The following is a 13069-nucleotide window of genomic DNA, read 5'->3' as shown; positions in this document are numbered from 1 at the left end:
GGTTTCATCCAGGTGCCTGGCTGTGGACGGGCGATCGCCATGCCGTCATCCTGGTCTCATCGCGACGAAGGGCCAAGTCGCTCCATCAGCCAGCCGAATCCCACACGTTCCTGCTCGAGCCGCAGACCGGGGCGAATCCGATCGAGGCGCAGGTCGTCGTAGAGCGCCGCCTCCTCTGGGGTGAGGCGCGGCAGGTCGTGGCGCGCGGGCTGCGGTTCCTCGCCCCAGAGCGGGCGATGGGCGAGCAGGGTCTCGCGGTCCATCAGAAACGAGGCGGCCTGGGGAAAGTGGCCGCGCAGCTGGTCGAGGATCGCGAAGCCGTGGGTGTCGATGTCGCCCCAGTAGTGGAGGACGCAGCGCTGCAGCCAGGCGGCGCGTGCCAGGGCCTCCCAGCCGTAGCCGGCACCGAAGAGGACGAGCGCGCGTGGCACCGGCGGGAACGCGAGGAAGTTGGTCTCGTTCTCGGTGATGAAGACCCGCTCGATGGGCAGCGCGAGGGCGGCGAAGCTCGCCGCATCGAGGCTAATGTCGGTGAGGCCTCGGCAGCCGGGCAGACTGGGCAGCGCCGGGTCGAGCAGCCGGAAGCGGATCCGGATGGGCCTGTCCAGGAAGCCGTAGCGACGCGTGAACTGTGCGACCCCGGTCGCCGCGGCGTCGATCGCCTCGGGCGGCAGGGCCAGGTCCAGCCACTCGGCGAGGACCCCGCGATGGGCCTCGATGAACTTGCTGTCGACCCCGGGCAGGTCGACCTGACGCAGGTACAGGCCCGGGCGTGGGTGGGCCTGCAGCCAGGCGACGACGGCGAGCAGCCGCTCCCAGCGCTCGGCCAGCTCCAGGGCCTGGAGCGGTCGCCGGGTCAGCCAGGGCAGGAGCGCCGGCTGCGCGGTGCCCGTCCATTGCCAGAGGTGCCGGTAGTGCTCGACCTGCCGCGTCTTGCCGACGAGGGCCAGGGCCGCCTCGAGCGAATCGACCCAGACGGCGGCCGGCAGTCGCTGCCGGCCTTGCACCCGATGGGTGCGCTCGCGCCACTCGATCCGCACCTGGGGTGTCGCGGTCAGGGCCTGCACCCAGTCGCGGACCGCCTCGAAGCGCTCGGCCAGGTCGGCCGCCGCGGGCGCCTTCAGCGTTAGGCGCAGCGGCCATTCGATGGTCTCGGTCACGCTGGCCCGCAGCAGCTCGCCGCGCTCCCACAGGCGCTGGACCTGGGCGCGCAGGTCGGCGGGCCTGGTCCAGGTCATCGCGCCGCCTCGCCGCTGCCGGCCTTCTGCGCCCGATACTCCTCGATGGTGAGGCAGCGCAGCCGCGAGTCCTGCCCGCCCTCGTTGTGCACGAAGCCGACGCTCGCGACGAAGGGCTCGATGATGTGGATCTTCTGCAGCGGCGTGACGATCAGCAGTTGCAGGTTGAGCTGCTGGAAGAGGCGCAGGCCGTATTGGGCGGATTCGTCCGAGCCGCGCCCGAAGGCCTCGTCGATGACGACGAAGCGGAACGAGCGCGAGCGCACCGCGCCCCATTCCAGGCCGAACTGGTAGGCGAGGCTCGCGGCCAGCACCGTGTAGGCGAGCTTCTCCTTCTGGCCGCCGGACTTGCCGCCGGAGTCCGAATAGTGTTCGTACTCGGCGTCGTCGGCCCGCCAGCGCTCGCTCGCCGAGAAGAGGAACCAGTTGCGCACGTCGGTGACCTTGGCCGTCCAGCGCCGATCGGCCTCCGTCAGCCCGTCACGGCCCCGAAAGCGGTCGATGATGGCCTTGACCTGGAGGAACTTGGTCTCCGAATACTGCTCGTCTCCCGAGCCGGTCACCGCGCCCTCGGTGCAGGCGCGCAGGTCCTGCTGGAAGTCGCGGATCTCGGCGTCGGGGCTCGGCTGGGCGACCAGCTTGATGAAGCGCCCCGGGTCGTAGTCGATCGCCTGCAGGGACTGGTTGATGCGCTCGACGCGCTCCTTGATCGTCTCGCGCTCGCGGGCGAGCTGGGCGTTGAAGTTGGCGATCTCGTTGATCGTGTTGACGTTGAGCAGCTCCTTGAAGCGGGCCTCGAAGCGTGGCAGGTCGTCCTGCTGTAGGCCGTCGAGCAACCGCTCGTACTCGCCGAGGGCCGCCAGGCTCACGTCCATCTCGACGGTCTCGGCCTTGAACTCGTCCTTGAAGGCGGCCATCGCCCGGATGAGCCGCTCATTCAGCCGCTTGAGTCTGTGATCCTCGGCGTCGATGCGGTCCTGGAGCCACTTGCGCACCTCCTGCTCGCGGTTGTCGCAAGACTCGACCGAGAGCTGATGTTCGCCCAGCGCCTCGCGGCGCCAACCCTCGAGCCGGGCCGTCTGCGCCTCATCGAGCGGCACCGAATCGCTGATGGCCCGCGCCTGCCCCCGCTGCTCTTGGGCCGTCTCGATCTTGGTCTTGACCCCGCCCCGTCTGCCGACCGCGTCGGTCAGGTGGGACTCCAGTTCTGTCAGCCGCTCGCGCGCCGCCTGCAACTGCCGACCCAGTTCCTGCAAGGTGTCGGACGCGGCCTCCAGGCGCGCCCGTTCCTCGGCGAGCGCCGCGATCTCGCGCGCGAGGCTCTGCCAGTCGATCTCCGCGTAGCGCGTGAACTCCTCGAGCCTGGCCAGGGCCTCGAGCCGGTCCTGGAGCTGCTGACGCGCCTGCTGGATCTCGGACATGCGCCGTCCCGTCGCGGCCAGATCGGTCTCCAAGGACGCGAGCCGGTCGCGCAGTGCGCGGAGCTTGTCGGCGTTGCTCCAGCCGAGCACGTAGCGGCTGCGGTCGTCGATCCGGCTGCGGTCGTCCTTCTCGTGGCGGCCGGTCGGGTCCTTGATCTGCCCGGCGCGGGTGATCGCGCGCGCCTCGCGGCGGAACTGTTCGGCGCTGTCGCAGCAGGCGACGTCGAAGCGGCTGCGCAGTTCCTGATCGAGCCATTCGTAGTGCGGGGAATCCGGCTTGATCGCGAGCTTGCGCACCAGCGACTGCGGGTGCAGGCCGGCGCCCTGGGGGCGCCTCTTCGGTCGCACCTGGAAGTAGACGAGCCGTGCCCTCAGGTGCTCGCGGTCCACCCAGTCGGCCACCGCCCGGTAGTGCGCATCGGGGACCAGCAGCGACAGGCCGAAGCCGCGCAGCAGCCGCTCGGCGGCGCCTTCCCAATCGCGCTCGTCCTCGCGTACCTGGATGAGCTCGCCGGCGAACGGCAGCTCGTCCTCGGCGATCGAGAGGGCCCCGCAGAGCGCCTCGCGGATGCGGATCTGGGCGGCGTCGATGTTGCTCTTGCGGCGCTGGAGGCTGTCGATCTCCTCCGCCAAGGCGTCGCGTGCTTCCCGTCCCTTGCGGAAGGCGAAGTCTTCTTCGCGCTCGCGGTTGGTGAGGTCGGCAATGCGCCCGCGCAGGGACTCGGCGCGCGCGCCGATCGATTGCCGCTGGGCGAGAAAGGCCGCCTCGTCGCCCGGCGGCGCCTCGTCGATGCGGGCCAGCAGGTCTCCGTAGCGTTCGGCCCGCTGCCGGCGTTGCGCCTGCTCCTGCTCCTGGCGCCGGATCTCGTCGGCGAGCCGCTCGAGCCGGTCGCCGCCGTTGTCGCGCAACGCACGCTCCAGCTCGGTCACCGCGCCGCGCTCGCCGTCGCGCTGCGCCCCGAGCCGCTCGATCTGGGCATCGAGCCGTTCGGCCTCTTGCCCGAGCAGGGCGAGGCGCCGCTCCAGCAGCTCGCCCTTCAGCCGGGCGAAATAGGGCCGCAGCGCGTCGCGCCCGTCGCGAAATGCCGCAATCTCGGCCGTGAGCGCGGCGTGGCGCTGGCCGTCGGCGACGAGCGGCGCGAGCAGCTCGATCTGCCGCTTCGCCTTGAGGACGGCCTGGTGGGCGCGGTCCAGGTCGTCGAAGTGATGGATCAGCGCCAGGATCCGGCTGCCCACGTCGAAGGGCTCCAGCATGTGGCTGCGTACGAAGTCGGTGAGGTTGCCGACCGACTTCATCGAGACCGTCTGGTGGAAGAGCTCCAGCGCCTGCTCGTGCTCGATGCCGAAGCGCCGCCGAAACCAGGCCCCGTAGGGTGGGAAGCTGTCGAACAGGTCGCAGCCCGAGGCGCGCAGGCGCTTGCGCAGGGCGCCGATGTCCGGGCCGAAGCCGCTGAAGTCCTCGGCGATGGCCATGGCCCGCTCGGCCGCGACGAACAGACGCGCCGGCTGGCCCTGGGGGTCCTTCAGCCAGAACACCTGGGCGAGCGTCACCGCCTGGTCGTAGCCCTCGTTGCGAAAGACACCCAGGATCACCGAGTAGCAGGAGGCGTCGCGCAGCGCCACCGGGCGGGCGCTGCCCGTCACCTCGTTGCGCTCGCTCTTGTAGTGGCCGAGGACGTAAGAGCGCAGGCTGCGCTCGCGCGCCTCGGCCCCGGCGGCCTTGTTGTAGGCGACGCGCTGCGCCGGCACCAGCAAGGTCGTGAGGGCGTCGACCAGCGTGGACTTGCCCGAGCCGATGTCGCCGGTCAGCAGGCCGTTGCGCCCGTCGAGCTGGAGGCGCCAGACCCGCTTGTCGAAGGTGCCCCAGTTGAGCACCTCCAGCGTGGCCAAGCGAAAGCCGACCCGGCTGTCATCGCCGACGAAGTCCAGCGCGAGGCTCGGCATCTCAATCACGATCGGGCCCCTTGGCCGGGGAGCCGTCGGAGAACGCCGTGCGGTACCCCTCCAGGCGCGCATCGAGATCGGCCAGCCACTGGGCATCGACGAAGGCCTTCAGGATCCGGCGCACCTCGAAGTGCCCCCTGTCCTGGCCGCCGGCGGCGGGCTTGAGCCGGCGCAGGAACCCCAGATCGACGACCTTGGAGACGGTCGCGTCCACCTGATCGATCAGCCGCGCCTCGTTCGTGCCGTCGGGCAGGAAGACCCGGATCAGCTCGGCGATCTCATCGCGCGAGAGCACGAGCCGGGTGTCCGCGCCGCCGGCGTCGAATTCCGCGAGGCGCTTGCGCAGCAGGGCCAGCATCAGGCTGACCGGGTAGGACAGGGGCCGGCGCACGACGAGCCGCGGCAGGCGGGGCGCGCCTTCGGCCTGATCCGGATCCGGGCGGCCCTTGAGGAAGGCATAGCCCTCGGCCTCGTCGAGCACCAGGTCGAGCAGCAGCACCGCCGCCTGCTCCCGCACCCGCGCCTGCAAGCGCAGGAGGTACGCCCACAGGCGTTCGTCGTCTTCGCGATAGATGACCCCCTTGAGCAACTGCACCATCAGCTGTGACAGCTCGGGCACGGCCGGCAGGGCGCCGGCGGGGCTGTCCATCGGTCGGGCGTCGGCGTCGTGCGCCGTATCGTTCATCTCCGTCTCCCTGTAGCCCCGCCATTCTGGCAATCTCCAGAGGCATCTTCCAGTCCTCCGGCGACCATGGAATCTCACAGGCGGAGCGCAAAACCCGCGTAAGGCGGAACTCCGAGAGGAGGTTCCGCCACGTGCCGCGAGCCACGACGCCGGCCGGTTGATCTGGCGTCTGTCGGCAGGCCCCGGCATCACCCCGGTCGGCGGGCGGAATGGCGGATCGCCCTTCGGGCATCCGCCCTCGGAGTGGCTTCGCGCGGGGAATGGGTAAGGCCGAACCATGGACCGGTTCCACCAACCGGCTTACCGCGCGAGGCGGGGTGCAAGCGGTCCCGCAGTTGTTGAGACGCGCGCGTCACTGGACTATGTTTCCCAAGATATTTCCTACTGGAGGATCGTTGGATGTCCGTTTCGATTACGAATCTTGAGGTTCAAGCCCTTGCGCTGGCGCCAGAGGAGCGTGTGCGCCTCGCCGATCGCCTGTTGACCAGCCTCGCCGACGATTCGGCGGTGGATGAGGCCTGGTCCGTGGAGATAGAGCGGCGCTTGGCGGCGCTCGAGTCTGGCGACGTCACGCCCGTGTCCTACGCCGAGGCTATCGCCCGCGCTCGTACGGCTATCGAATGAGGGTCTCTCTCCACCCGGATGCGGATGCCGAGTTGTCAGCGGCAGCCGTCTATTACGCTAAGAATGCGGGCAAACCGGTTGCAGAGCGCTTTCTGGCCGAATTCGACCGGGCCGTCGAGCTATTGCGCGAGCGGCCTGGGCTCGGTATACCCTGGCACGCAGGGACGCGGAAGCTGCCCATGCGAAAATTCCCCTACAATGTCGTCTATTATGAGCGTCACGGTGGAGTTCGAATCCTTGCGATCGCGCATCAGCGCCGTCTTCCTGGATATTGGCGGGATCGCGTGCAACCCGCATAAACGCGTAACGCGTAACGTAAGGCGGAACTCCGAGAGGAGGTTCCGCCACGTGTCGGGAGCCACGGCGCCGGCCGTTCGCTCGGGCATGTGCCCGAAGGCTCCGGCATCCTGGTCGGCGCCAGAATGGCGGATCGCCCTGGCGGGCATCCTCCCTACGGGAAATCGGCTAACCTGCGGGTAGCCGGACTACCGACGCTTCCGGGGCCCGGGCGGGACCTATTTCTTCACGATCAACCTGCTGGGGTGGCGCTCGGACTGGTTGGTCCGCCACATCGGCACCCGGTCGCGTTGCGTTGCGGAGTCTTGCGGATGCCGGTCGCTCCCCAGAACACAGGGTGACGGATCTGCCGGGGCGGCGTGCCGCTTTCGCTCGCCGTAACCGGGTCGTGCCAGGCTCGGCGAATGACGGATCGGTGAGTCCGTGTCGTTCCGCCAATCGCCGGGAGAGGCGCTGCCGGCCCGTCATCCCGCGCGAGACGCGCCCGGCATTCGAGCCGATTGTCTTCCGCATCGCTGAGCGATGGCGCGGCCCGGTCAGCGCAGAGAGAAGGTTCTACATTTCGGGCGGCGTTCCAATCGACTGGAGTTGATGATGAACCAGAGCAGGCTTGAACGCATTACCCTGGAGCCCGGCAAATGCGGGGGGCGTCCCTGTATCCGGGGCTATCGCATCCGCGTCAGCGACATTCTGAGCCTGCTTGGTGCCGGTGCTTCCCATGCGGAAATTCTCGGGGATTATCCCTTTCTCGAAGAGGAGGACATCCTTGCCGCTCTCGATTACGCGGCCATCCAGACCGATCACGCGATCCTGATCGCGGCATGAGCTTGCTGGCGGACAACCGGCCGCCCGTCGAGGCCGCTTGTCGGGTTAGCCCCTCGGGGCGTAACCCGACGGCCGGCGATGTGGCGCTCGCCGAGGTCGCGTCGGGTTACGGCGCGCGCTGGCCCGTTCCTTGTCGGCGACCGCCGTGCCGGCGTGCCTAACCCGACCTACGGGCCGTGCCGATGTCGCCGGCGCCGTAGCGCCGTAGGTCGGGTTAGCCCCCTAGGGGCGTAACCCGACGGCCGACGATGCGGTGCCCGTCGAGGCCGCTCCGTCTCCCCCGTGGTCGCCACGCTCAGCGCACGAAGATCACCCTCGGCAGGCGGGCGCAGCGCTCGACCGGCTCCCCGTCGGCGGCTCGCCCCTGCCAGCGGATCGGCTCCTCGACCCTGTCATCGACGACCGCCCGCAGGCCGTCGCCGGCATCGCCGGCGTGGGCGAGCTCCAGATAGGCGACCAGCTCGGCCAGGCCCTGTTGCAGGGGCTCGGCCTCCAGCAGGTCGCGCAGCGTGACCTGCCCGGCGCCGCGCAGGGCGCGCTGCACGCCGGCCCGCAGGCGCGCCTTGTCGACGACAAACTGGTCGAAGAGGCGCGCGGTGTCGATCTCGTCGTCGCCGGCCTCGAGGACCAACTCGGTGAGGTGCGGCTTCGCGCTCGGCGTGTGCAGCGGTCTCTCCAGCGGCAGCTCGATGTCGGCGCCCATCGCATCGATGTGCGTCACTGTTCCGCTCGGCATGGCCTCGCGCAGCGCCAGCGCCTTGCCCTCGATGCCGTGCAGGAGCTCCAGGATGCGACGGTTCTCCAAGAAGGCCCGATCGTCCAAGAAGCGGCGCAGCTGCTGCGAGAGCTGGGCCACGGTGCGCTGGGTGTGCTCGCCGGCCTCGAGCCAATCGTGGTGTACGCGGCGGGTGCGTGGGTCGGGGTTCAGCGCGGCCACCGCGGGCAGGGCCAGCACCTGATCGAGCCGCTCGGAGAGCTCCTCCTGGCGGCGGCTGGACATCAGGAAGTCCCAGAAGGCGCGGAAGCTGCGGCCCTGGTCCGAGTCGCCGATGGCATCGCGCTCGCCCATGATCTCGTCGAGCAGGGCGCCCTTGGCCCCCTCCCAGAGCGCGATCTTCTCGCGCACCTTGCGGTCGAGGCCGCGGAAGTTGTGCTCGACCTCGCGGAAGTCGGCCAGCAGCTCGCGGGCCAATTGCTGGAATTGCAGGAAGCGGTCCTTGACCGCCGTGTCGTCGAGCAGCGGCACGTCGCCCGCCAGCACGCGGGCGATCTCGGCATCGAGCGCGTCGCGCTTGCGGCGCAGATCCTCGACGCGCTTGGCGGGATCGACCTCTGTGCCGGCACCGATCTGCTCGAGCAGCGCGAAGAGGGTCAGCAGCCGCGACTCGGTGCCGACGAAGGGCCGCTCGGTCAGCGACGCGAGCCAGGCGATGGCCTTCTCGGTGGCCGGCGTCAGGTCGAACTGCGCCTCATCCGTGCCCGGCCGGTAGAACTTGCGCAGCCAGCCCTTGTCCGGCGCCGCCCAGTCGTTGAGGTACTCCGATGCCCCCTTGGGGTAGGCCTCGGCGCCGAGCTGCTCGCGCAACGCGAAGAGCGCATCCTCCAGCGCCTCGGTCAGGTCCGCCTCGCTCATGATCCGCACGTTGGGCGCGACGAACACGCGGTGCAGGAAGCTCGCGATCAGCGGCGCGTGCGGCGAGGCCAGCAGCCGCCAGGCCGGATGTCGGTCACGCAGGGTGGCGAGGGTCGTGTGGTCCATCGTTGCGAGCGAATCGGTCCGCATCTGGCGCCATGGTCGCGCCCCGGCAGGTTGCGGTGGCGAGGGGCTCGAAGCGGTCTGGTGGGCCTTCGTCACCGCCGCTGTTGCAGGGTCGGCCGCGAGTGTGCCTGCCGCGGCGCATCCCTGTCGAGTGCCGGGCACCGACGATCCGAGCCCGTCATCAGCACCGCGTGGCCTGCGTGAGCGAGACGCGGGAGACCGATGCGGTCCGATGCCTTGGCGTTGCCCTTTTTTCGTGGAGCTTGAAGAATTGCCATCCGGGCAATTTTCAAGACGCGAAGCGAAAATGCGATTTCCGCTTCGCTTCACGCCTCCTGTATGCTCGGTTCACCTCGATGCCCCGTGGAACCCCGCGTGTCGCCCCCCATCGACGAGCTGATGTATTGGATCGGCCAGAGCGCCGTGGCCCTGATGGCGGCGGCCGGGGTGCTGGAGGCTGGGCGCAAGCGCTACGACCTGTTCGGCATGGTCATCGTCGCGCTGGCCGCCGCCCTCGGCGGCGGCTCGGTGCGGGACCTGCTGCTGGACAGGCCGGTGTTCTGGGTGATCGATCAGACCTATCTGATCGGTGCCCTGCTGAGCGCCTGCGCCACCTTTTTCCTGGCGCGCTTCGTCGTCTTGCCGGCCCGATTCTTCCTGGTCGCCGACGCCGCCGGCCTCGCGCTCTTCACCATCATCGGCACCAAGGCCGCCATGGCCTGGGGTACCCCATGGCTCGTCGCGAGCTTCATGGGTGTGATCACCGGCGTGATGGGCGGCATCCTGCGGGATGTCCTGTGCAATGAAGACCCCTTGGTCTTCAAGGGCACCCTCTACGCGACCGCCGCCTGGGCCGGGGCGCTGATCCTGCTCGGTCTGATGGCCCTCGACGTGGTGGGCTGGGTCGCCGCGTCGGTCGCCGGCTCGACCATCTTTCTGCTCCGCATGGCGGCCATCCAGTGGGAGATCGGCCTGCCCAGGTTCACGGCCAAGGGCCGCTGACACAGCAGGGAGAATGCCGATGGCGGCGCGCCCGGGACCGTCTCGCAGCGGCGTGCACTGCGCACATCGGCCGCCGCCTGGGCGCCGCGCCGACTATGGGTCGAGCGCGCCGCCGTCGGCCTGCCTCTTGGCCACGTAGACGCCGTAGCTGAAGTAGTCGCCGTATCGTTCGTAGAGGTCGATCTCGTGCTGTTCCGCTTCGACGATCGCCTTGGCCTGTTCGCTGCGGCCATGCCGTTCGAGGAAGGCGTCGAAGCGCCCCTGCAGGGGCCGGTAGTAATTATCGAGCCAACAATGGGTTGGCAGGACGAAGTAGGCCTCGGGGCTGTAGCCATGTCGCTCGAGGATCGCGATCTTCGCCGAGGCGACGTCCACCTCCGGGTACTCCTGCTCCCAATGGGATTGGAGTTCCGGCGGTCTCGTGGCCGTGAGCCAGGTGATTTCGGAAACGACGAGCCTTCCCCCCGGCTTCAGAAACCGGCGCCACGCGGAGACCCCGGCCTCGAAGCCCAGGTTGTAGATGGCCCCCTCGGACCAGATCAGGTCCAGCTCCCCGTCGGCGAACGGCAGGGCATCCATGGAGCAGTTCAGCGTGGCGATCCTGTCGGCCACACCATGGTCGTGCGCCCTGGATCGGAGCTCGTCGAGAAATTCCGGCAGGAAGTCCACGGCAGTGATGTCGGCATCCAACTCCTCGGCGAGGAGGATGGTCGAGGCACCCGTGCCGCAGCCGATATCGGCAATCTTCAACGGGCGTGATCGGTCGAGTCCGGCGAGCGCCATGGCCCGCTTCGTTTCGGCCTCTCCGCCCGGTCCTTGCCGGACGGCATGGCGGTGGAGGTCGACGAGCAGCTGGATGTCATTCATCGTCGTATCCCGTTTCATCTACCGGCTTTGCGAACGATCGATCCGCCGCCTGTCGGGTGACGGCGCGCGTGCCCCGACATCGGGGGCTAGTGCAAGACCGCGGAATTCTCGAGACCGCAGCGTCGCTGCCTGCAATCCCCGCGTGGCGCGTGGTAGGAGCCCGCTTGCGGGCGATCTGAGTGACGATTCAAGAATAGCCGGTACATCTTCTGGGAACTACGAAACACGCGAAACACGCGAAAGGGCCGAACTGACACACAAGAATCTGCCGTTTTTTCGCGACTTTCGTGTATTTCGTGGTTTCTTGTCGTCTTCGCGCTTGTGTCGTTTGTTTCTGACCCTTTCCTTGGCCGCCACGAGCGCGTCGTAGTCGCCCGCAAGCGGGCTCCTACGGTGCTCGCATCATAGGGCGACATGAAAGCGGCCTCGGGATTTCTGGAGCGAGGCCCTAGGTCGGTTGCCCGAAGAGGGTGCTGACCAGATAGGCCGTGTAGCCCAGATAACAGGCGAGCAGCGCCGCGCCTTCGATGCGGTTGATACGGCCCAGCCCCCGGACGCCGTAGCCGATGACGAACAGCGACAGGGTCAGGGTGGCCATCACCAGCATGTCCCGGTTGAAGACTTCCGGCCCCACGGCCATCGGGTGGATCGCCCCGGCGATGCCGACCACCGCCAGGGTATTGAACAGGTTGGAACCCAGGATGTTGCCCAGCGCGATGTCGTGTTCCCCCTTGCGGGCGGCGATCACCGAGGAGGCCAGTTCCGGCAGCGAGGTGCCCACCGCGACGATGGTCAGGCCGATGATCAGGTCGCTGACTCCGATGCCGCGAGCGATCTCCACCGCGCCCCAGACCAGGATGCGCGAGCTTGCGATGAGCAGTATCAGGCCCACCAGCAGCCAGAAGACGGCCCGGCGGATCGGCATCGCGTGCGCTTCCAGTTCGTGCGCGACCTCGCCCCCCAGCGCGTCCCCTTTCGTTCGCAGGCCCTGCCAGATGGTCCAGCCCATCAGCCCGCCGAAGACCGCGAGCAGGACCAGGGCGTCGAGCCGCGTGACCTCGCCATCCCAGACTTGCCAGGCCGCCAACGCGGTCGCCCCCACGAGGATCGGCAGCTCCTTGCGCAGCACCTGGGAATGGACCGCGATGGGGCTGATGAGCGCCGTCACCCCCAGGATCAGGGCGATGTTGGCGATGTTCGAGCCGTAGGCGTTGCCCAACGCGATCCCCGGGTTGCCCTGGGATGCGGCCAGCGCCGAGACCACCATCTCCGGCGCCGAGGTGCCGAAGCCGACGACCACCATGCCGATCAGCAGCGGCGGCATGCCGAAGTGGCGGGCCGTGGACGCCGACCCCTCGACGAAGCGGTCGGCGCTCCAGACGAGGAGCGCCAAGCCAAGCACCACGGCGATGAAGGCGAGTGTCATACGGAACCAGAAGGGACTTCAGTCGCCGCCGACCGGCGCTGGCCATGGTCGAGGATGGCGACAGGGTTGGGGGCCTCTCGCACGTCGCCCGGCGGCAGGGCCGAGCCGGAGTCGCCGCGCTGCCCCGGCGTCCAGCCGAGCGGCGGCCGCGGTGCGGCCACGATGGCCCGCGCCTGCCCGCCCCCCGCCGAAATGGTCCGCCACCTGCGTTGGAGTCTGTGCTTCATCCGCGTTGGCCGAATCTGACACGAGCCCCTAGCGTAGGCAGCCGCAAATCAAGATTCAAGCGGATGGAGACGCGCATTGCGCCGCGACTCCCCGGCGCTGGCCCCGAGGCCCACGCGCGGCGGACTCGGCTCGTCCTCGATCGTGAACTCGCGGGCCCAGGCCTCGCCACCGGCCGCCCAGGGGCTGACCCACCCCGTTCCTCGACCCAGGCCAGCCCCGCCTCGTCGAGGTCGCGGCCATCGCGATTCGGGGTGGCGGAGACCAGCGCCAGCTCGTCGTGCTCGACCAGCTAGCGGACCGAATCGATCGTCGGTTGGTCGGAACTCCAGCGGTTGGCATTCCGGAGTGTTGTCCACATCGGCGCCATCCCAATCGTAGGGTGCCCCGCGACCCCACAGACGGCCCGCGACTTCGTCATGACGGGCAACGGTCAGGAATGCGTCGGCGCCACGGCCCAGCGCCCAGAGGGGCACCAGTCCATCGGTGTGGTTGCCCGAGGCGAATCGCAGGGCACCTTGAAAGATTCAAGTCACCCGCGCGGGGCAAGGAGGCCCCGCCATACCCCTCGTCCTCGACGAGGCAAGAACAAGCCCTTGGACTACATGGGATTGTGCAGTACCTTACAGTAGTGCCTGGACGGAAAGTCGTTTTCAATCGCAAGAACAATGCCTTATAATCGAATCGGGCACCGGAAGTCGAGCGGCCGGAAGCCGTCTGGGCCCACGGCGCCGCCGCTAACTGCCTGATTGTTCG

The 13069-nt window shown here is 68.7% G+C and carries 10 protein-coding genes; 4 read left to right on the top strand and 6 right to left on the bottom strand.

All coding sequences use genetic code 11. From position 1 onward, the window contains the following. Positions 1-56: 56 nt before the first annotated feature. From CKO41_RS05955 to CKO41_RS05945, 3 genes are read right to left on the bottom strand one after another with little or no spacing between them, the layout of a single operon-like run. Positions 57-1238, bottom strand: coding sequence for a DUF3322 domain-containing protein (locus CKO41_RS05955; RefSeq protein ID WP_200381537.1), 1182 nt, complete (start codon positions 1236-1238; stop codon positions 57-59). After that, positions 1235-4603 (bottom strand): ATP-binding protein, encoded by a 3369-nt coding sequence (locus CKO41_RS05950; protein WP_200381586.1) that lies wholly within the window; start codon positions 4601-4603, stop codon positions 1235-1237. Before CKO41_RS05950 ends, CKO41_RS05955 begins: the two co-directional genes overlap by 4 nt. Before the next feature lies 1 nt (position 4604). After that, positions 4605-5288 carry a DUF4194 domain-containing protein gene (locus CKO41_RS05945; RefSeq protein ID WP_242464010.1) on the bottom strand — a complete coding sequence of 228 codons (684 nt, stop codon included), beginning with the start codon at positions 5286-5288 and terminating at the stop codon, positions 4605-4607. 399 nt (positions 5289-5687) lie between these two features. On the opposite strand from CKO41_RS05945, the gene CKO41_RS05940 reads away from it, so the two are divergent. The 3 genes from CKO41_RS05940 to CKO41_RS05930 all read left to right on the top strand — a co-directional run bounded on the left by CKO41_RS05940 (position 5688) and on the right by CKO41_RS05930 (position 7034). Then, positions 5688-5912: an addiction module protein gene (locus CKO41_RS05940; protein WP_200248643.1), complete on the top strand. Its 225-nt coding sequence runs from the start codon at positions 5688-5690 to the stop codon at positions 5910-5912. Next, positions 5909-6211 (top strand): type II toxin-antitoxin system RelE/ParE family toxin, encoded by a 303-nt coding sequence (locus CKO41_RS05935; RefSeq protein WP_200248645.1) that lies wholly within the window; start codon positions 5909-5911, stop codon positions 6209-6211. The genes CKO41_RS05940 and CKO41_RS05935 overlap by 4 nt, the downstream gene beginning before the upstream one ends. Positions 6212-6803: 592 nt before the next feature. Then, positions 6804-7034, top strand: coding sequence for a DUF433 domain-containing protein (locus CKO41_RS05930; RefSeq protein WP_200248771.1), 231 nt, complete (start codon positions 6804-6806; stop codon positions 7032-7034). A gap of 295 nt (positions 7035-7329) precedes the next feature. Here the strand turns inward: CKO41_RS05930 and CKO41_RS05925 are convergent, their stop codons facing one another. Beyond that, complete coding sequence (locus CKO41_RS05925) at positions 7330-8793, bottom strand: DUF3375 domain-containing protein (RefSeq protein ID WP_200381536.1); 1464 nt, start codon at positions 8791-8793, stop codon at positions 7330-7332. Positions 8794-9168: 375 nt separating this feature from the next. Here CKO41_RS05925 and CKO41_RS05920 point away from each other — a divergent pair, with 375 nt between their 5' ends. Beyond that, positions 9169-9795: a trimeric intracellular cation channel family protein gene (locus CKO41_RS05920; RefSeq protein WP_338113691.1), complete on the top strand. Its 627-nt coding sequence runs from the start codon at positions 9169-9171 to the stop codon at positions 9793-9795. 93 nt (positions 9796-9888) lie between these two features. Here CKO41_RS05920 and CKO41_RS05915 read toward each other — a convergent pair whose 3' ends face one another. Together CKO41_RS05915 and CKO41_RS05910 are read right to left on the bottom strand one after the other, a co-directional pair. Next, positions 9889-10662 carry a class I SAM-dependent methyltransferase gene (locus CKO41_RS05915; RefSeq protein WP_200248650.1) on the bottom strand — a complete coding sequence of 258 codons (774 nt, stop codon included), beginning with the start codon at positions 10660-10662 and terminating at the stop codon, positions 9889-9891. A 448-nt stretch (positions 10663-11110) separates the two neighbouring features. After that, positions 11111-12088: a calcium/sodium antiporter gene (locus CKO41_RS05910; RefSeq protein WP_200381535.1), complete on the bottom strand. Its 978-nt coding sequence runs from the start codon at positions 12086-12088 to the stop codon at positions 11111-11113. Positions 12089-13069 lie beyond the last annotated feature (981 nt).

Origin of the sequence: Thiococcus pfennigii (genome assembly GCF_016583835.1) — a bacterium.
GTDB classification, from domain to species: domain Bacteria; phylum Pseudomonadota; class Gammaproteobacteria; order Chromatiales; family Chromatiaceae; genus Thiococcus; species Thiococcus pfennigii.
Note: the sequence above shows the minus strand (reverse complement) of the source record. Positions and strands in the feature narration are given on the sequence as shown.